At 70.2% G+C, this 19686-nt stretch carries 14 protein-coding genes and 1 pseudogene; 6 read left to right on the plus strand and 9 right to left on the minus strand.

Translation table 11 applies throughout. From position 1 onward, the window contains the following. Window positions 1-142: 142 nt before the first annotated feature. From ISU10_RS01400 to ISU10_RS01420, 5 genes are all read right to left on the minus strand, one after another. The gene (locus tag ISU10_RS01400) at window positions 143-1105 is read right to left on the minus strand and encodes a DUF808 domain-containing protein (RefSeq protein WP_194694547.1); all 963 of its coding nucleotides are present in this window, start codon (window positions 1103-1105) and stop codon (window positions 143-145) included. Window positions 1106-1235: 130 nt separating this feature from the next. After that, window positions 1236-2267 carry an SIS domain-containing protein gene (locus ISU10_RS01405; RefSeq protein ID WP_194694548.1) on the minus strand — a complete coding sequence of 344 codons (1032 nt, stop codon included), beginning with the start codon at window positions 2265-2267 and terminating at the stop codon, window positions 1236-1238. 9 nt (window positions 2268-2276) lie between these two features. Next, a complete protein-coding gene (locus ISU10_RS01410) occupies window positions 2277-2441 on the minus strand; it encodes a Trm112 family protein (protein ID WP_194694549.1) in 165 nt (54 codons plus the stop codon). Then, entirely contained in the window at window positions 2438-3841 is a 1404-nt protein-coding gene (locus tag ISU10_RS01415) for a phosphomannomutase/phosphoglucomutase (RefSeq protein WP_194694550.1), read from the minus strand. Before ISU10_RS01415 ends, ISU10_RS01410 begins: the two co-directional genes overlap by 4 nt. A 326-nt stretch (window positions 3842-4167) precedes the next feature. Next, window positions 4168-4527, minus strand: coding sequence for a DUF3499 domain-containing protein (locus tag ISU10_RS01420; protein WP_194694551.1), 360 nt, complete (start codon window positions 4525-4527; stop codon window positions 4168-4170). Window positions 4528-4576: 49 nt separating this feature from the next. Between ISU10_RS01420 and ISU10_RS01425 the strand changes: the two genes are divergently transcribed. After that, window positions 4577-5011 (plus strand): metallopeptidase family protein, encoded by a 435-nt coding sequence (locus ISU10_RS01425; RefSeq protein WP_370864522.1) that lies wholly within the window; start codon window positions 4577-4579, stop codon window positions 5009-5011. A gap of 15 nt (window positions 5012-5026) precedes the next feature. Here the strand turns inward: ISU10_RS01425 and ISU10_RS01430 are convergent. The 4 genes and pseudogenes from ISU10_RS01430 to ISU10_RS01445 form a co-directional block, all read right to left on the minus strand. Next, window positions 5027-6343, minus strand: a pseudogene (locus tag ISU10_RS01430) (MFS transporter); the annotation flags it as partial. A 78-nt stretch (window positions 6344-6421) separates the two neighbouring features. Then, window positions 6422-7828: a DUF5719 family protein gene (locus ISU10_RS01435; protein ID WP_194694552.1), complete on the minus strand. Its 1407-nt coding sequence runs from the start codon at window positions 7826-7828 to the stop codon at window positions 6422-6424. Further along, on the minus strand, window positions 7825-10791 hold the full coding sequence (locus tag ISU10_RS01440; RefSeq protein WP_194694553.1) for a glycosyltransferase: 2967 nt from the start codon (window positions 10789-10791) through the stop codon (window positions 7825-7827). The genes ISU10_RS01435 and ISU10_RS01440 overlap by 4 nt, the downstream gene beginning before the upstream one ends. 83 nt (window positions 10792-10874) lie before the next feature. Beyond that, on the minus strand, window positions 10875-11129 hold the full coding sequence (locus ISU10_RS01445) for a WhiB family transcriptional regulator (RefSeq protein ID WP_194694554.1): 255 nt from the start codon (window positions 11127-11129) through the stop codon (window positions 10875-10877). A gap of 199 nt (window positions 11130-11328) precedes the next feature. Between ISU10_RS01445 and cofD the strand changes: the two genes are divergently transcribed. From cofD to ISU10_RS23980, 5 genes are all read left to right on the plus strand, one after another. Beyond that, on the plus strand, window positions 11329-12378 hold the full coding sequence (gene cofD, locus ISU10_RS01450) for a 2-phospho-L-lactate transferase (RefSeq protein WP_194694555.1): 1050 nt from the start codon (window positions 11329-11331) through the stop codon (window positions 12376-12378). Continuing rightward, on the plus strand, window positions 12375-13385 hold the full coding sequence (gene cofE / locus ISU10_RS01455; protein WP_228499038.1) for a coenzyme F420-0:L-glutamate ligase: 1011 nt from the start codon (window positions 12375-12377) through the stop codon (window positions 13383-13385). Before cofD ends, cofE begins: the two co-directional genes overlap by 4 nt. 63 nt (window positions 13386-13448) lie before the next feature. Then, window positions 13449-14189, plus strand: coding sequence for a DUF3105 domain-containing protein (locus ISU10_RS01460; RefSeq protein ID WP_194694556.1), 741 nt, complete (start codon window positions 13449-13451; stop codon window positions 14187-14189). A 10-nt stretch (window positions 14190-14199) separates the two neighbouring features. Next, window positions 14200-14670, plus strand: a complete 471-nt coding sequence (locus ISU10_RS01465; RefSeq protein WP_370864525.1) for an adenylyltransferase/cytidyltransferase family protein — start codon at window positions 14200-14202, stop codon at window positions 14668-14670. 200 nt (window positions 14671-14870) lie between these two features. Next, window positions 14871-19553 (plus strand): MBG domain-containing protein, encoded by a 4683-nt coding sequence (locus ISU10_RS23980; RefSeq protein ID WP_194694557.1) that lies wholly within the window; start codon window positions 14871-14873, stop codon window positions 19551-19553. The last annotated feature ends 133 nt before the right edge of the window (window positions 19554-19686 follow it).

Consider the following 19686-nt stretch of genomic DNA (forward strand, 5'->3'; position numbering starts at 1 on the left):
CGGGTTGTCTCCTTGTGACAAGTGGAGCCAGGTCTGCGCCGCGCATCTGCGCGTTGATGGGATCTCCCACGCGGACACCCCGAAGCGTAGGCCCGCGATCGCACGAAGAAGGAATCCTCGAGCGACCTCCTCATCGCCGCGGTCAGTGAGCGGCGGCCACCTTCTTGGGCCACGGCAGTACGTGCATCACGGCCACCACGATCGCGCCCCACACGACGCCGATCAGCAGCGAGACGGCGGTGTTGACGCACCAGGCCAGGGCGCTGCCCACACCGGCCACGGCATGCTCGACGCGCTCCTCCCAGTGGTGCACGACGTCGTAGGGCCAGTGCCACCCGAGGTCGTCGACGCCGACCAGGAGGATGTGGCCGCCGACCCAGAGCATCGCGGCGGTGCCGACCACCGAGATGACCGCGAGCAGTCGCGGCATCGCGTTGACCAGCGCGTGGCCGACCCGCCGGGCGGCCGCGGAGGCCCGCTGAGTGAGGTGGAGGCCGACGTCGTCCATCTTCACGATCAGCGCGACGACGCCGTAGACGAGGATGGTGATGGCGATCGCGACGACCAGCAGGATCACCGCCCGCGACACGAACGGCTCGTCGGCCACCTCGTTGAGCGCGATCACCATGATCTCGGCCGAGAGGATGAAGTCGGTGCGGATGGCACCGGCCACCATCGGGCCCTCGTGCTCGGGTCCGAACTGCTCCTGGACCGTCTCTGCGTCCTGGTCGTGGTGCCCTGCTGGTGCGTGGAACAGGCGCTCCCAGACCTTCTCGGCGCCCTCGTAGCAGAGGTAGGTGCCGCCGAGCATCAGCAACGGTGTGAGGGCCCAGGGCAGGAACTGGCTCAGGATCAGGGCCGCGGGCAGGATGAAGAGGATCTTGTTGCGTAGCGACCCGACCGCGATCTTCTTGATGATGGGCAGCTCGCGCCGGGCGGCGACCCCGGCGACGTACTGCGGGGTGACCGCCGTGTCGTCGACCACGACACCAGCCGCCTTGGCGCTGGCACGTCCGGCCGCGGCGCCGACGTCGTCGACCGAGGCGGCGGCGAGCCGGGCGAGGGCCGCGACGTCGTCGAGCAGCGCGAACAGTCCGCCGCTCATCGGCTGGCTCCGGGCTCCGGGATCACAGAAGGCAGCCTAGTGAACCAGTCGCAGACCCCGCGGTGGTCGAGCTCGTCGAGACCACCGGCCGGGCGTGGTCTCGACGAGCTCGACCACCTCCTCCTTGCGGCTATTGGCTGACCAGCCCGATCGCGAGGTACTCCGAGGCGTAGCGGCCACTGAGCAGCAGCGAGGCATAGCGAGCCACCTCGGAGGTGGCGTCGGTGGAGACGGTCTCGGTGCGGACGCCGTGCTCCGCGGCTGCCGCCAGCAGCCGACCGCGCTGCTCACGCACCGCAGGGTCCTCGGCGCCGTCATCGAGGACGACCAGGACCGGTCGCAGGTCACTGGGCTCGTCGTCGAAGGGGTCGTCGAAGACGTTGCGCGGAGTGGCTGCCTCGATGACCGGCAGCAGGTGCTCGGCGTCGCCGGCGATCGCCGTGCGGCCGTTGGCGCGCCGGATGGACTCGGCGACGCGACGAGCGGCGCGGGCGGCCAGCATCGAGCCGCCCCAGACGACCGGGATGGCGTCAGCGAGGGCGATCGCGAGCATCTTGGCCGGGTTGACCGCGATGTCGCGGTGCGGCGAGCAGGCCATCGCCACGCCGTCGAGCGCGTCGGCCACCTGCTCGTGGTCGGCCGAAGGGCCGAGGTCGACCCGGTCGAGGTACTCCAGGACGAGCACCGCAGTGGCGAGCTGGTCACGCGAGGCGGTCGGCAAGATGGTGCTCCAGCGACCCGCCGCGTGGTCGGCCACCAGCGAACGCTCCGGGCAGGCCACCACCACCTGGCTGCCGCGACGGACCGCCTCGGCCACCGCGGACGCCGTGCCCACGTCTCCGCCGTCGGGAGCGAGGACCACGACCAGGTCGAGGCTGCCAGCCCACCCGGGCAGACCGGGGTTGGGCCAGGCGACGAACGGCACAGGACACCAGGGTTCGAGCGCCGCCCGCAGCAGCCGGGAGTCGGGACCGGCGGCAACGACTGCCCTCGGGCGTCCCTGCGCCTGGGCGATCGCGACCGCTTGGCTCAACGCGAACTGGGCCTCCCCCGCATCGCGGCGTACGCGCGCACCTGACTCCGCCAAGTTGCGCAAGGCTGCGTCGGCGTGGGACAGCGCCGTCTCGTCATCGAGCCGCGACTCCTCGAACCAGGCGACCATGGCGACAGGTCAGCCCGGCCGACGAGCTTCGTCGACGAGCAGCACGGGGATGTCGTCACGCACGGGATAGGCCAGGCCGCAGCCGGTGCACACCAGCTCCTCGCCGGACTCCTCGAGTGCGGACCGGCAGCTGGGGCACACGATCAGCTCGCGCAGTGCGGGGTCGATGTTCATGCTTGTCTCCTGATCCGGGCGAGTACCTCGTCGCGCACGCGCTCCATCGTGGCGGCGTCCTTGCCCTCGACGTTGAGGCGCAGCAACGGCTCGGTGTTGGAGGGGCGCACGTTGAACCACCAGTCGTCGGTGGCCACTGTCAGGCCGTCGAGGTGGTCGACCTGTGCTGGTTCCGGGGCGCCGTCGCCGGCGTACCGCTCCTCGATCTCGGCCACCACGGCCTGCTGGTCGGCGACCGTCGAGTTGATCTCGCCGCTGAGGACGTAGCGCTCGTAGTGGCCGGCGAGCTCGGAGAGGGGCTGGTCGGTCTCGGCCAGCGCCGCCAGCGTGTGCAGGGCGGCGAGCATGCCGGAGTCGGCGCGCCAGAAGTCGCGGAAGTAGAAGTGGCCGCTGTGCTCGCCACCGAACACCGCGTCGGTCTCGGCCATGGTGGCCTTGATGAAGGAGTGGCCCACCCGCGTGCGCACCGGGGTGCCGCCGAGCTCGGTCACGATCTCGGGCACCGCGCGGCTGGTGATCAGGTTGTGGATCACGTTGGCGCCCGGGTCCCGGCGCAACTCGCGCGCGGCGATCAGCGCGGTCAGCGTCGAGGGAGAGACCGCTCCCCCGCGCTCGTCGACGACGAAGCAGCGGTCGGCGTCACCATCGAAGGCCAGCCCGATGTCGGCACCCTCGGCCACGACGCGCGCCTGCAGGTCGCGCAGGTTCTCCGGCTCGATGGGGTTGGCCTCGTGGTGGGGGAAGGTGCCGTCGAGCTCGAAGTACATCGGCACCAGCTCGACCTGCTCACTGCCCAGGGCCGCGAAGACGGCGGGAGCGGTGAGTCCTGCCATGCCGTTGCCGGCGTCGACGACGATCTTGAGGCGGCGACCGATCACGGGTGCCAGACCCAGCAGGTGCGCGACGTAGTCGTCGAGCACGTCACGGCGGCGGACGCTGGCCTGCGCGCACCCGTCGGGGAGCGGACCCGAGATGACGAGGTCGCGGATCTCGGCGAGGCCGGTGTCCATGCCGACCGGCTGCGCGCCGCTGCGGCAGAGCTTGATCCCGTTGTACTGCGCGGGGTTGTGGCTCGCGGTGAACATCGCGCCCGCGTGACCGAGGTGGCCGGAGGCGAAGTACAGCTGATCGGTCGAGGCCAGCCCGATGTGCAGCACGTCGGCGCCCGCCTGAGTCACCCCGAGGCCGAAGGCCTCCGCCAGCGCCGGGGAGCTGGGCCGCATGTCGTGGCCGATGACGACGGTGCCCTCGCCGGCCACGACCCGCACGAATGCCGCACCCGTGCGCCGGGCCAGCTCCTCGTCGACCTGATCCGGCACCAGTCCGCGGACGTCGTAGGCCTTGAAGATGGCGCGGACGGTGTCCGCGTCGAGGCTGCTCACTGCAAGGACTCTAGTCATCGCACCACCCGCTGGTTGAGGAGGTTGAGCGAACAGCCCACCCACCGGCTGGTTGAGGAGGTTGCGCTAGCAACCGTCTCGAAACCCCGTCGGCCAACGGCTGACCGTTCACCAGGTTTCGAGACAGGCGCCAGCGCGCCTTCCTCAACCAGCGAAGCACCCGCCGCCTTGCCGGTCGCGTGGTTTCGAGACAGGCGCCAGCGCGCCTTCCTCAACCAGCGAAGCACCCAGGTTTCGAGACAGGCGCCAGCGCGCCTTCCTCAACCAGCGAAGCACCCAGGTTTCGAGACAGGCGCCAGCGCGCCTTCCTCAACCAAGCGAGGCGATCACTCAGACGTCAGCATCCGCAGGTGGCCCTTGCGGGCGACCTCGCGGCCGGTCTCGGCGGACGGGGCCGAGACGGTGACGGGCACGGGGCGCGCGGCCTCGCGAACGGCGTCGGCGAGCGCGAGCAGGTCGTCGGTCGTCGGGCCGATGGCGTTGGGGTCGGGAGCCAGGCGCAGCACGTCCCAGCCCCGTGGGGCGCTGAGACGTTCGGAGTGGACCTCGCACAGGTCGTAGGCGTGCGGCTCGGCGAAGGTGGCCAACGGACCGAGGACGGCGGTCTGGTCGGCGTAGACGTAGGTGAGGGTGCTGACTGCCGGGCGGCCGCAGGCGGTGCGGGAGCAGCGACGGTTCAGGCTCACGACGCGACCGTACCTGCCGTCGTGCCGGGCGAGGCTTAGGCTCGCTGCCGTGAGGCATGCAGGTCATCAGTCGGTGCGTGACCGGCGCGGCCGCGGGATGCGCGGGCCGGCAGTGGTGCCCGATCGCCCCGGCGAGCCGATGCTCCCCACCGCCCGCGAGCGCTTCGACGAGCTGGTCCTCGACCTCGTCTCCGACCTCGAGAAGCGGTGGGCCGACAGGCTGGGACTCGTCGAGTACGCCGTCGAGGACACCCCGCACATCCCGGATGACTGGACCTCGGGGATCGTGCCCCTCTCGTCACTGATCCGCGGCAGCGGTGGCAAGGCGACCAAGCTCGTGCTGTTCCGTCGGCCGATCGAGCACCGCAGTGAGACGCGTGCCGACCTCGAGGCGCTGGTGCTGACCGTCCTGGTCGAGCAGGTGGCCGAGCTGCTGGGCATCGACCCGGTTGACGTCGACCCGCGCTACGACCCGGGAGACTGAGGCAGGAGCGGGCGCGACGGCCGGGGCCACGAACGCCAGCGCCAGCAGCGTGGCACCGGCGGTCGCGACGATGTACCACGGGAACAGGCCTTCGTGGCCGGACTCCTTGAGGGACAGCGCCAGCATCTCGGTGGTGCCGCCGAAGATCGCGTTGGCCAGCGAGTGCGACATCCCCATGCCCAGGGCCCGCACCTTGGTCGGGAACTGGTCGGCGTACAGCGTCGCGGCCGCGCCGCCGTAGCAGGCCAGGAAGCTCAGCCCGACCACGAGACCCAAGAAGGCGACCAGCAGGCTCGAGGTGTGGGCCATCACCACGAAGACCAGCGGGGTGGTGGTCATGGTGCCGAGGGCGAAGATCCCCATCACCCGTCGGGCGCCGATGCGGTCGGCCAGCCACCCGGCAGCCGGCTGCAGGACGAGGAACACGGCGAGGGCACCGAAGGACATCAGCGAGACGTCGTCCTTGTCGAAGCCGCGAGCCGAGACGAGGTAGCGCTCCAGGAAGCCGGTGTAGGTGTAGAACACCACGCCACCGCCGATGGCCACGCCGAAGGCGATGGCGAAGCCACGGGGGTACTCGCGGATGATCGCGGTCATGCCCACGCGGGTGCGGGCGCGGCGACCAGCCTTGACCTCCAACATCTCCTGGGCCATCTCGCGCTGGTGCTCCAAGAACGCGTCCGACTCCTGCATCCGGCGCCGGAGGTAGAACACGGTCAGGCCGATCACGGCGCCGAGCACGAAGGGCACCCGCCAGCCCCACTCGCCCATGGCCGACTCCGAGAGCAACCGCTGAAGCACGATCATCGTCAGGAGTGCGAGGAGCTGGCCGAGCACGATCGAGACGAACTGGAAGCTGGCGAAGAAGCTGCGGCGGCGCGGGTCCGCGACCTCGGTGAGGTAGGAGGCGCTGGTGCCGAACTCGCCACCGAGGGAGAGGCCCTGGGCGATGCGGGCGACCACCAGCAGCACCGGAGCCGCGATGCCGATGGCCTCGTAGCCGGGGTTGAAGGCGATGGCCAAGGAACCGGCCGACATCAGCGACACCGAGAGGGTGAGCGCGGCGCGGCGACCGCGACGGTCGGCGTACAGGCCGAGCACCCAGCCACCCAGCGGCCGCATCAGGAAGCCGATCGCGAACACTACTGCCGTCGAGAGCAGCTGCGCGGTCGCGTCGTGCGCCGGGAAGAAGGTCGCGGCGAAGTAGATCGCGAACCAGGCGTAGATGAACCAGTCGAACCACTCGACCAGGTTGCCGAGGCAGGCCCGGACGACGTTGGGCCACACGGAGCCCTGGGCCGGGCGAGCAATGGCGGGGTTCGCAGCAAGCATGCGAGAAAGGTTCGGTCAGAAACTGGTGCCCGGTCTGTCAGCGTGCAGACGCAACGCAGAAGTCGGGGCTGTCGTTGGTCACGGCAGGGCAGACCGCAGACCCGGCACCAGCCGGGTGCGCACCAGCTCACGCAGCCCGAGGACGGACGTGCCCCCATCGGTCGTCACCACGGCGCCACGAACCGGCGCCGAGGAAGGCGTCACGGTGACCAAGACGGCGTCCTTCGGGAGCTTCACCGAGACCGTACGTCCGGGCGAGAGGTCGACCGCGCTGGTCTTCTGGTCTCCGTCACCGTTGTAGGAGACGACCTCCGCCGCAGCTACGAAGGCCGAGCTGAGGAGCACCGTCGACTGCCCGTCGGGCAGGATCGCTTGGGTCGCCTCGCTGAACGGCGTGAGTGGTACGGCGTCGGAGATGTCGCCTGCCACGAACGACCGCAACGTCGCGGTCACCGGCCTGGTGGCCTCGAGCTGGACGCCGACCGCGCCGTCCTTGACCGCCTGCCCGAGGATGCCGGTCAGCGGCACGCGGACGACCGAGTGTGGAGGCACCCGGATGTCGTCGAGTCCCTCCGGGCGGAACGCCGAGTCGGAGGTGACGACGCGCACGACGACCCGCGCCTCGTCGTCGCCATCGTTGGCCACCACCAGCGCCCGCGAACCTGCGCCGGAGGGCAGGCCGAGGATCGTCAGAACCTCGCTGGGCTGTTGGGCGGCCAGCCAGTCCACGCCCGCATTGCCGCGGCCCAGCTCGTCGTAGGTGTCGACGACGAAGACGCCGACACGGCCGCGCGAGACCACCACCTCGGCCGAGATCTCACCTCGCAAGGGGATCTCGCGGGCGAGCTCGACGCGCAGGCTGCTGCCGCCAGGGACCGTGATGCCACGCAGCGAGGGGGCCTCGACGGGTCCCCGGGAGGCGATCAAGGAGATGTCGGCGACGGCGGGGCCGGGGTCGGGGTTGACCAGCTCGAGCACCGAGGAGTGCTTCGCGGCGGCGCCCAGCCCGGTGAACCACTGCTCGGGCTGGGGCGCAACGCAGGACGTGGCAGCCGGACCGGCGTCGGCGCGGGCCGCCGACAGAGCCGGTGCCATCGCACCCGAAGCGCGCACCGTCACGGGGTCTCGGCCGGGCCGAGCCTCAGCGGTCGTGTCCGCGGGCACGTTGAGAGAGGTCGTCGATCCCGCGCCACCCACGGGGCCGACGTCGACGGAGCCCGCCTCGCTGGTGGCACTCGAGACCCTGAGCACGCCGTCCTCGGTGATGCCGCTCGGGCAGGCGAGGACCGCCAGGTCCAGCGCCGTCTCGCTCGGCGCCTGACGCGGGTCGGCGACGTCTGCCTGACGAACGAGCGAGAGGGCGCCCACGGTCAGCAACGGCAGGACGAGGGCGAGTACGGCGGTCACGTTGAGGCGGGCGCGCAGGCCGCGGGCGACGCGTTCGGGAGGAGGCAGCGCCATCCGGCGTCCGCGGTTCTGGGTCATGACGTACCTCGGGCGGGGAGGGTCTCGTCGCTCGCCTCGGCCTCGGCCCGCCGGCGGCTGTGTGCCGAGGTCGGGGCACACAGCACCAGCGCGACCAGCAGGCCGATGCCCTGGAGCACCAGCAGCGCGATACGCCACCAGGAGGTCGGGCCGTCCAGCGCGGCCTCATCGACGTCGCGGCTGACCTGCCAGGCGCGCGTGGACCGGTCCTCGGCGCTGGCCTGGTCGAGCCCGGCGGTGGCGTCGAGCCCGGCGGCGACGTCACCGTCGGCGGGCGCCGGCAGCACGACGTACTGGATGCCGGCGTCGGCCAGCTGGGCCACGACCGAGGCGCGGGGCTGCGAGGTCAGCTCCTCCACCACGGCGCCGAAACGCCCGTCGGCGGGAGTCGCGGCCAGGATCTCGTCCTCGCCGAGCGTGACGCCGTCGCCGCGTCGTACGGCGTAGGTGAGACCGTCCTCGACACTCCCGCGGATCACCAAGATGCCGTGTGCGGGTCCGCGCAAGGCGTCTTGGACCATGTAGGCCGGGATGCCGGTGTCGCGGTCGTCGGTCAGCTCGCCGGGTCCCTCGAGCACGAACCACGCCAGCCCGAGCAGCGGCACGATCGCCGCCAGGCCGGTCAGTACGGCAGGGGCGAGGCGACGCAACGACGTACCGGTGCGGCGCGCGCGAGTGGCCAGCCCGTGAATGGCGATGAACGCCGCGACCACGAACGCCCCTCGCAGCACCACCAGGAAGAAGCCGAGTCCCGGACGCGACTCCCCCATCGGGAGGTCGAGGTGGACCGCGCCCAGAGCGGCCGATGTCACCGCTGCCACCAGGGCGACGATCCACACCACGAGGACAGGGATGCGGGTACGCGAGGGGATCAGCCCGGAGACCGCCATCACCAGCAGCGCGAAGCCGAGCCACCAGGGTGCTGCCAGGTCGCCGGGCAGGCGACCGCCGAGCAGCTCCTCGAAGCCGAAGTTGGGCTCCGGCAGCCGGCCGGAGTCGAGGAACAGGCTGCGAGCCGCGCCGTGGACGACGGCCGGCAGCCACCACGGCGACAGCAGCACCGGGACGCTGGCGACCATCGCCGCCGGCGGCCCCCACACCGAACGGTCACGCATCAGGGCCGGGGCGATGCCGAAGCCGACGCCGACCAGCGCCGCGCCGAGCGCCGCTGCGAAGAACCAGGCCACCGGCGTGAAGGCCGCGACCAGGGCGAGGAGCAGTCCCGACCGCCAGGCGGCACGCCACCGCCGGTCGGGCTCAGGATCGGCGAACCCGAGGGCCGCGTGACCCAGCCAGGGCAGCACGGCCGTGACCACGACGATGCCGAGTCGGCCGTCACCCCACGCGCCGCTGACCACCGGCACCAGCGCGTAGGTGCAGGCCGCGACGGCTAGCAGCCAGCGGGGCGCGCCGGCAGCGTCGCTGAGGTGGCCGACCACCCGCAGGAACCGCCAGGCACCCCAGAGGGCGACGGGTACGGCGAACAGCAGGATCGCCGAGACCGCCGCCGACACGCTCCCGCCGAGGAGCGTGGCCACGGCGGCGAGCACCACGACGTACGGCGGGGCGGGCACGGCCGTCCCTTGCCCCAGGGCGTGCCACGACTCCAGGTGCAGGCGCCACAGATCGCGCGCGTCGGACGGTGCGGCGGAGAGTCCGCCACCGCTGACCGGACCGATGGCCTCGCGCGCACCGAACAGCACGAGCACCACGAACAGCGCCAGCCCGAGCGCCACGGGGTTGGTCAAGAACCTGGCCACCAGGCCCGAGTCGGCCGCCGGTCCCTCGTCGTCGTCGGCAGCACTGTGGGCCCGGGTCGGGCGCCGCGGGGTGACGGCGTGCTCGAGCTCGGCAGCTGCTGCTGCGGCTCGCCGTCGCTCGGCGACGTCCTGGGCCTGGAGGGTGAGCGCCGTGACGAGGTCGCTGACGGTGTCGAGTCCGTGCCGGTAGGGCAGCCACCACGGCGCCAGCAGGCTGCGAACATCGGCCGGTGGGGTCGCAGCGGCCTCGCGTCGCCGCTTGCGGTCGCGTCGGGCGGCCAGCACCTGACCGGGACTGCCGTAGAGCGATACCAGAGCAGCGAGCTCGTCGAGGGCCTGGCCCACCGCCCGCACGAGCAGGAAGCCGACGACGCGCAGCAGCGTGCCCAGGCCGAGACGCAGCACCTGCCAGGGCAGCGAGCGGCTCGGGGCGTTGGCCAGCAGGGTGTAGAGAGCAGCACGGCGCTCTTGGTAGTGGGTGTGGCGGCCGGTCAGCCCTGTGCGTCGGGCGCCTCGATGGGCGGCCTCGACGTGGAAGACCACCGCCGACGGCACCACGACCGTCTTGTGCCCGGCCGCAGCCGCCCGCCAACCGAAGTCGATGTCGTTTCCGAACACCGCGAGCTGCTCGTCGAAGCCGCCGAGCTCCTCGAGGACCGACCGGCGCACGAGCATGCCCGCCGTGTTGACCGCGAGTACGCGACGTACGTCGTCGTGCTGGCCCTGGTCGTACTCGCCACGCTCCAGGCCGGTCTCGCGACGCCCGGTCGCGGAGATGGTGACGCCGATCTCGAGCAGGCGTCGCAGCGAGGGCCACTCGCGCAGCTTGGGCCCCAGCACGTCAGCTTCTGGGTCCGCCTCGGCGGCAGCCAGCAGCTCGGCCAGGGCGTCGGGCGCTGGGTTCGCGTCGTCGTGGAGGATCCAGACCCAGTCGCCCCGGCCAGGTTCGCTGTCGGCGTGCTCGAGTCCGAGTCGTACGGCGAGGGGAAAGCTGGTCGACGAGGGAGCACGCACCACGGCCTCGGCGCCGAACGCCGCCTCCAGCTGGTCGGCCGAGGCGTCCTTGCTGCCGGTGTCGATCGCGACCACCCGACCCGGCCGCACCCGTTGTCTCTGGAGCCCCCCGATCACCGAGGGCAGCCACCGGGCGCCGTCATGACTGACGACGAGCGCGACGACGCGCTCACCCGGCCCTGAATTCACGGGAGTTCACGTTAACGACGTAACCGAAACCCCCCGAATCCTCGGTCGACCGCGCCCACCGGTGGCGGGCGGAGCCCGCCAAGTCACACAGCCTTCTTCTTCAGCTTCCTGCGCTCGCGCTCCGAGAGACCGCCCCAGATGCCGAAGCGCTCGTCGTGCATCAGCGCGGACTCCAGGCACTCGTTGCGGACATCACAGGTGAGGCAGACCTTCTTGGCCTCGCGCGTGGAGCCGCCCTTCTCGGGGAAGAACGCCTCCGGATCCGTCTGGGCGCACAGGGCGCGTTCTTGCCAGCCACCGTCCTCGGCGTCCGGCTCGAGGAGAAACAGCTCTCTCACGGATTCCGCCCTTTCGACCCGGTCTTCCGATCCCGGACCCCCGTGGTGGAGCCGGCCGGTCATCGTGAAGAACACTGTGGGAATTACATGCCTGTCGTACACCGGAAGTCAAGCCCGCGTCTGGTATACGCGAAAACCAGTTCCCCCCAGGATGGGGGTGGTCCAGACCGCCTGGAGGGGCTGCGGCAGGCTGTGCGCCATGGCTGGCGACGGGTCTGGCATCAACCACATCACCGTGCTGTCCGGCGGCGTGGGCGGCGCCCGCTTCCTCCAAGGACTCTGGCACGGCATCACGACGGGCCAGGTTCCGGGGGTCGCCGAGGACGCCCGGGTGACGGTCATCGCCAACAACGGCGACGACTGGTGGGTACACGGCGTCAAGGTCTGCCCCGACCTCGACACCGTGATGTACACCCTCGGCAACGGCATCGACCACGAGCGCGGGTGGGGCCGGCGCGAGGAGACCTGGCACGCCAAGGAGGAGCTCGCCAACTACGGCGTGGAGCCGACCTGGTTCGGGCTCGGCGACCGCGACCTGGCCACCCACCTGGTCCGGACGCAGATGCTCGACGCCGGCTACCCCCTGTCCCAGGTCACCGAGGCGCTGTGCCGACGCTGGCTCGCCCCGACGTACGCTGACCGGCTGCGGCTGCTGCCGATGACCGACGACCGCGTGGAGACGCACCTGGCGATCACCGACGCCGACTCGCCCAGCGGTCGGCGCGTGGTGCACTTCCAGGAGTACTGGGTCAAGCTCCGCGCCGAGGCAGAGGTCGAGGCCCTCCTGTTCGTCGGGCTCGACGACTCCTCCCCCGCCCCCGGCGTGATCGACGCGATCACCGACACCGATCTCGTCATCGTGCCGCCCAGCAACCCGATCGTGTCGGTCGGCCCGATCCTCGGCGTACCCCGCGTGCGCGAGGCCCTGGTCGCGACCCGGGCTCCTGTCGTCGGCCTCTCCCCCATCGTCGGCGGCCGTCACCTGCGGGGGATGGCCGAGCAGCTCCTCAAGGCCTCCGGCGTCGAGGTCAGCGCGGCGGCGGTCGGGCTGCACTACGGCGCCCGCTCCGACGGCGGCGTCCTCGACGGCTGGCTGGTCGACGAGGTCGACGCCCACGACGTACGCCGGGTGGCCGAGGCCGGGCTGGCCTGTCGCGCCGTACCGCTGCTGATGACCGACCTCGACGCAACGGCCGCGATGGCGGCAGCGGCGGTCGAGCTGGTCGGGCCAGCAAGACCAGCAGCATGACCGGCAGCATGACCGGCAGCATGACCGGCAGCATGACCAGCGGCATCACGATCTGGGCGCCCGACGGTGCCCCCGAGATCTCCGATAGCGACGACCTCGCGGCGGTCCTCGTCGGCCTACTCGGTGACGACGGCCTCCTCGACGGCGACATCGTCGCGGTGACCAGCAAGGTGGTGGCCAAGGCCGAGGGCCGAGTGCGCGCCGGCGACAAGGACGCCGCGGTCGACGACGAGACGGTGCGCGTGGTGGCCAGACGCGGGGCCACGACGATCGTGCGCACGCGCCACGGACTGACGATGGCGGCCGCCGGGGTCGACGCCTCCAACGTCGCGTCGGGCCACGTGGTGCTGCTGCCGACCGACCCCGACGCCTCCGCGAGTGCCGTCCGTCGCCGGCTGCACGAGCTGACCGGACGGGTCGTCGGCGTCCTCGTCACCGACACGGCCGGGCGCGCCTGGCGCGAGGGCCAGAGCGACATCGCGATCGGGGCAGCCGGCATCCGGGTCATCGAGGACTTCTCCGGCCGCGCCGACCCGCACGGCAACCTGCTCGTGGTCACCGCCCCCGCCGTCGCCGACGAGATCGCCGGTGCTGTCGAGCTGGCCCAGGGCAAGCTGGGCCGCCGGCCGTTCGCGGTCGTGCGCGGCCGGGCCGACCTGGTGCTGCCGGCCGGTGACGACGGGACGGGCGCAGCCGCGCTGGTGCGAGCCGAGGGAGCCGACATGTTCGGTCTCGGCAGCCGCGAGGCCGTGGTCCGGGCCCTGGTCGGCGACCCCGACGACGTCGACCTCTACGGCCGCCCCGCACCGGCCGAGGAGCTGGCCGCCGTGCTGCGCGAGCTGCCCGGGGTCGAGTCAGCCCCGCGCGAGGACACCGTCCGCGTCACCACCGCCGATGCGCGAGCGGCCTGGGCGGCTGGCGTCGCGGCGTACGCCCACGGCTGGGAGCCGGTGCCGGGTGCCCCCGATGGCGTCGTCGATCTCCGTCCGTCACGTCCTCTTACGTAGACTCTGCCGACGATTCCCCGAGCAGTCTTCCGACCGCGCCCCTGAACAGCACGAGGACCATCCGTGGCCAAGCAAGCCAAGACCGACCGCCAGGCGGTCATCGAGTCGATCCGCACCCGGCAGAAGAGCGAGGAGCGGCGGCGCGGCCTGATGATCGTCGGCGTCTGCGCGACCGTCGCCCTGCTGATCGTCTTGGCAGCGGCCTACCGGCCCCTCAAGAACTGGTGGGACCTGCGTCAGTTCCGCGACGTCGCCATCGACAAGATCGGTGCGCCGGCCTCGGTCTGCGAGAAGCCGACCACCAAGAAGGCCTCCGGCAACCAGCAGCACGTGCCCGACGGCCAGGCGATCTTCTACGACGACGCGCCGCCGGCCTTCGGCGAGCACTACGGCACTCCCGACCCGATGACCCGCAAGCTCTACACCAAGGGCGACCGACCCGATCTCGGCGTCCTGGTGCACAACCTCGAGCACGGCTACACGGTCGTCTGGTACGACGAGACGGTCGCCGCCGACAGCAGCCAGATGAGCGAGCTGCGCGGTCTGGCCGACAAGTTCGCCGGCACCTCCAACTACCGCTTCAAGTTCAAGGCGGTGCCCTGGCTCGAGAGTGACGGCAAGGCGTTCCCCAAGGGCGAGCACATCGCCTTCACCCACTGGTCGATCGGCGGCGCCGACCAGGACCCCTCGGGCGACAAGCAGGTCGGCGTGTGGCAGTACTGCTCGGAGATCTCCGGCGATGCTCTCAACACCTTCATGATCGACTATCCCTACATGGACTCCCCCGAGCCCAACGGCATGTAACGTCGCGCCGGTGACGCTCCGCGAGCTGGGTCCGTCCGTACACCGGGCAGCCATCGTCAGTGGCTACTTCAACCCGCTGCACGTCGGGCACCTCGACATGATGGAGGCGGCCCGCGCCCTCGGTGACGCCCTGGTGGTGATCGTCAACAACGACGCCCAGCAGGTGCTCAAGAAGGGCAAGGTCATCACGACCCAGACCGACCGCCTGCGCATCGTCGACGCGCTGCGCGTCGCCGACTCCGCCCTCGTGGCGGTCGACGAGGACGGCTCGGTGGCTGCGTCGCTGGAGGTCATCCACGCGGCCTACCCCGGTGTCGACCTCGTCTTCTGCAACGGCGGCGACCGCTCCCCCGACGGCGACGCCGTCCCCGGCGCCGAGGTCGCGGTCTGCGAGCGGCTCGGCATCGAGATGGCCTGGGGCGTCGGCGGCCAGACCAAGGCCGACTCCTCCTCGCGGATCAACGAGGCCCTGGGTCACTGACCTGGGTTACTGACGGCCGCCTGACACCGTTCCCCAGCGTCTGTCGGGGACTTGACGCTGCTGACACCAATTTGAGCCCAATGTCGGCTCGAGAACAGTTCGCCGACCGTTCCTGACCACACACTTCTCGTGGCGCGTCTGGGGATTCGCGCCGGGCCACTCGGGACGGCCCATCGTGTCTATCAAAGGTGGGAGTCGCTGTGGCGTCTCGGCGTGTCTATTTCAGGTTGTCCAAGGCGGTCATCGGTCTTGTCGTCTCGTTGGTGACGGCGGTCGTGGTGGGGCTGCTGCCCGGCCCCGCGGCCGTCACGGCCTATGCCGCCACGAGTTACGGCGGGTCCAACCCGCTTCCCGACACATGTTGGCTCGAAGGCAGCAATGTCGAGTGCCCGCCTGTCTTCGGCCCACCTGATCTCATTCCGCCGAAGACCATGGAGGGTCTGCTTCCTGAAGCCGCGGACGCCTTGAGGACCATGGAGGACCAAGCCGTCGCGGATGTGCTGACCGAGCATGACCTGCCCTCGAGTCAGCGCGCCGCGGTGCTGAGCTATGCCCGGGAAGAAGCGCTCGCGAAGCTGTGGCTGCGGATCGCCGACGCGTTCGAGACCCCGTCAGCCCAGCGGACGGCACGGCAACAGGCCGTCGTCGACTGGCTGGGGCGCAGGTACCGGCAGATGCGGATGGTGGCACCACCGTTCGCCGCCCGCGAGTACGCCCGCTTTGCCGGCAAGAACCTGGCCGCGTTCGACCAGCTGATGTACACCAACGCCAGCGAGGCCGAGATCAGGACCTTCCTCTCCGGGCCTTCGGAGCCATACAACGTCTCGGACCCCGACCAGGCGACCGGCGGCTACTGCAAGTACCGCCCACCCGCTCCTTATCAGGACGAGTACAACGAGTCCACGAGGCAGAGCTGCTTCACTCCCTGCCAGAACTACTTCGGGTGCACCCCGCCGACTCCCGACTACCAGCAGTTCGTGAAGTGGGGGAACACCCACATCGACTCCTACTTCGACAACGGCGCTGTGATGCCCATGTCTGCGGCCATCGCGGGGGCGTGGCTCGGCTCGGCAGCCGTCGTCACCGCGGGAGGGGCGATCGCCGGCGGTCTGGCCGTCACTACGATCGCGCCCCTGGTCAACGCCGTCATGCCGTTTGCAGCGGGATCGGTCGTCGAGATGACACTCGTGGGCCAGGGAGTCCAGCTCGCGGGAACCTTGGGTGGCGCCGCTGTCGGTAGCGCCCTTGCGATCGCCGCTGTTGCCATCACTGCCGCCGTCCTCGTGGGCATCTCCGTCGCGAACATCGACCAGATGGCCGGGAAGCTGGCTTCGGCCATCGCGCAGTCCCGCGAGCCCGTCAACGCCGACGACCTGTGGAACAGCAGCGACCGCAGCGGTCAGATGGTCCTACTGACACTGTTCGTCGACGCCGTCACTCCCTCCCCACGCCAGGACCGCGAGTGCGACAACCTCCAGGTCACCAACCTGTGGCGAACCTGGTTCGACGGGCTTCCCGTGGTCCCGTTCGCCTGGGAGCTGGAGGACCTCAACGTCTACCCGTGTCTCAACCCGATCGCAGTGCCCTCGGCAAACGAGACGGACCCCTTCTTCCAGGTGACCAATGTCGACACCGGCGTGAGCGAATTCTCACCGACCATTTCCGCCGCGGTCATCGACGACGGCAGCGTCGTGATGAGCCACACCGTGAGTCTCAAGGGAGACAACTGGTTCGTGGTGGAGCGGCCCGACGGCTCTCGCTGGCAGATGCTGCGGCTCACCTACACCGACTGGGAGGGGCGACTGGCCCACTCCTGGTTGAGACGCACCCCGTCCGGCTACCAGTTCTACGGCATCGCGCTGCGGCCAGGTGAGGACAACCAGGTCGACCTCGACAACTGCCAGCAGTGCTTCGGCAGCGACGAGCTGAGATTCCTCGGTCCCGACGGCCAGCGCCGGAAGGCGAAGGTCCAGCTCTACACCCCTCCGGTCGGCCAACCGACCTTCAGCGCCGCTCGGCTCGAGAGCCACAGCGCGATCACCTTCGACGCGAACGGCTTCAAGCCCGCGAACCCGGTTGGTGGGATCACCTACCGGTGGCGCTTCCAGAAGATCGGCTGCGAGACGGCCATTGGCACTCCCTTGGGCTGCCAGGTCTACGACACCGGATCCAACAGGTTCGTGCCCGAGTACGGCGACTGGCAGACCGGCGCGAAAGTCACCTACGTGTGGGAGTCGGCAGGATCTCACTGGGCCCAGGTCGAGGGGACTGACTTGGAGGGTCACGCCATCACGCACGACCTCAGGGTGAATGTCGCTTCCGTACCTGCGATCGTCTCGCTGGCCAGGGACTGCTCGGTGACCGCGGTGCCCGTGGGCTGCAACAACTACCCCACGTCGGTCGGCGCGGAGAGCGTGGTCTTCGGCGGTTTGGAGCTTCCGGGCCGTTGGGAGCGCGAGAGCGTGCGCGTTGACTGGGGCGACGGCACGGGTAGCGCGCAAGAGGTCGGCTACCTCGCCGAGAACGATGCGACCTCTGGCATCCACCTCACTCGAGAGTCGAGCACCAACCCCTACCTGTACGACCTCAGGGCGACCCACACCTACCCGCGCGCGGGCTACTACACCGTCGTCCTGGCGGCCTCTGACCAGTACGGCGCGTCCGTGACGAAGTCGACCGTGGTCCACGTCAAGGGTGCCAGCGAGATCACCTTCGCTCAGCCGGGCGCCAAGCGGTACGGCGAGGTGTTCTTGCCGCAGGCGAGAGCCACCTACGAGGGCTCGTCGGTGACCTATACGGCCGCGCCCGACGACGTGTGTCAGACGGCGGAAGGCCCGAGCCCGCAGATCACCATGGTCGGGATCGGGCAGTGCACCGTAACGGCACACCAGCAGGGCGGCGGACCCGTGTTCACCGACGCTGCACCGGTGACCCGCACGTTCGACGTCCTTCCCGCACCGCTGATGGTCAAGGTAGACAACAAGACGAAGACCTACGGGGAACCCAACCCGGAGTTCGCCACTGAGGTCAGGGGTCTGCGCAACGGCGACACCGCACCCAGCCTCGGCGTCACGGTCGTCGGGCCGGCCCCAGACAGCCCTGCGGGTGACTACGACCTGGTGGCGTCCGGGGTCACCAGCCCCAACTACACCGTCGAGTACACCAAGGGTCGGCTCACGGTCACTCGCGCTCCGTTGACCATCACGGCTGACGACAAGACCCGGCGCTACGGTCAGGACAAGCCGACGTACACGGCAGAGTTCGACGGGCTCGTCAACGGCGACACACCCGCCAGCATCACCGGGCTCGCCTTCAACGGCCCGCCGAAGGACGCGCACGTCGGTACCTACGACATCCGGCCGGACGGGGCGACGAACCGCAACTACGACATCAGCTTCGTGACCGGCACCGAGACGGTCACCCCGGCACCGTTGAGCATCAGCGCCAACGACGTGTTCCGTCAGTACGGCGAGACCGCGAAGTACGACGTCAACTACAACGGCATGCTCGTCAACGGCGACCAGTCGGTGCCTGGCCTGGTCTTCGAGGGCGCAGCCAAGGAGGCGGGCGTCGGCACGTACCCCATCACGGTGTCGGGCTCCACGACCGAGGACTACGACATCACCTACTTCGGTGGCACTGAGGTCGTCACGCCCGCCCCGCTCACGATCCGCGTCGACGACAAGGCGCGTACCTATGGCGGCGCGAGCCCGGCGTACACCGCGAAGGTCCAGGGACTCCTGTTCCAAGACGACGTCAGCATGCTGGGCGGTTGGACCTACACCGGGGCTCCGGCCGACGCAGGAGTCGGCGCATACCCCATCAAGGCCCAAGGCGCCGCCAACACCAACTACCGGATCAGCTACGTCGACGGCACCGAGACGGTGACCAAGGCTCCGCTGACCATCACGGCTCACGACAAGAGCAAGGTGTACGGCGCTCCCGACCCGGTCTTCACCGCGAAGTACGACGGCCTGGTCAACGGCGATACCTCCAGCGTGGTCAGCGGTCTGGAGTTCGCCAGCGCGCCCACCGGGAGCGACGTCGGCACCTACCCGATCGTGCCCAGCAAGGCGACGAGTCCCAACTACGACATCGCCTTCGCCAACGGCACCGAGACCATCACCAAGGCGCCACTGACGGTCCGGGCGCAGGACGAGACCATCAGGTACGGCACGCTCGGCACCTACACGTGGAAGGGCGACGGCTGGGTCAACGGTGACACCGACGCGTCGATGGACACGGCTCCGGTCTGCGAGGCCACCATCCAGGGCGCGGCAGCCTCGGTGACCACGGCGCCGGGACCCTACGTGGGCGCGATCACCTGCGCGGGGGCAGCCGACCAGAACTACTCCATCGACTACGCCGGTGCGGACCTGACCATCAACCCGGTCATCCGGCTCGACCAGGCCGGACTGCCGACCACGGTAGCGCGGCAAGCAACGCTCGACGGGCAGACAGTCACGCTGCCGACCACCGAGAGCGAGGTCGGGTTCGGCACGGCGCACACCTACTCGTTCCCGAGCGTGGTGGTCGACGCCAACGGCGTGCCGTACATGACACGTCAAGGTGGCTTCGTCGGCCCGGTCGTGACCAACATCCAGGTCACGGCGTCCTACACGACGATGCCTGCGTTGCTGACCGCTGCGGTCACCAGCAAGGGCATGGACCAGAAGACGGCCAACTCCCTGGGCAAGCTCTGGAACGACGTCATGGCCGGACTCAAGGCAGGCAACGTCAACAAGACCCGCGGCGCGCTCACGCAGTTCGCCGACTCGGTCCGCTCGCAGTCGGGCAAGAAGATCCAGAAGGCGACGGCTGACAACCTGCTCGCCTACGCCCAGCTGGTCTACGTGAGCGTAGGAGGCAGCGGCACCGTCTGAGCCAGCCGTTGGCCAGCAAGGCACCTGCGAACCGGGGCCTCTCCTCACGGAGGGGCCCCGGTTCACATCTCCACTCGTCGGCCCGGTCTTCGTGGTTGTGTCAGCGCGCTGACAGACGCACCGCCTCGTGACG

This window comes from Nocardioides agariphilus (genome assembly GCF_015352445.1).
In the GTDB taxonomy this organism is placed as follows: Bacteria; Actinomycetota; Actinomycetes; order Propionibacteriales; family Nocardioidaceae; genus Nocardioides; species Nocardioides agariphilus.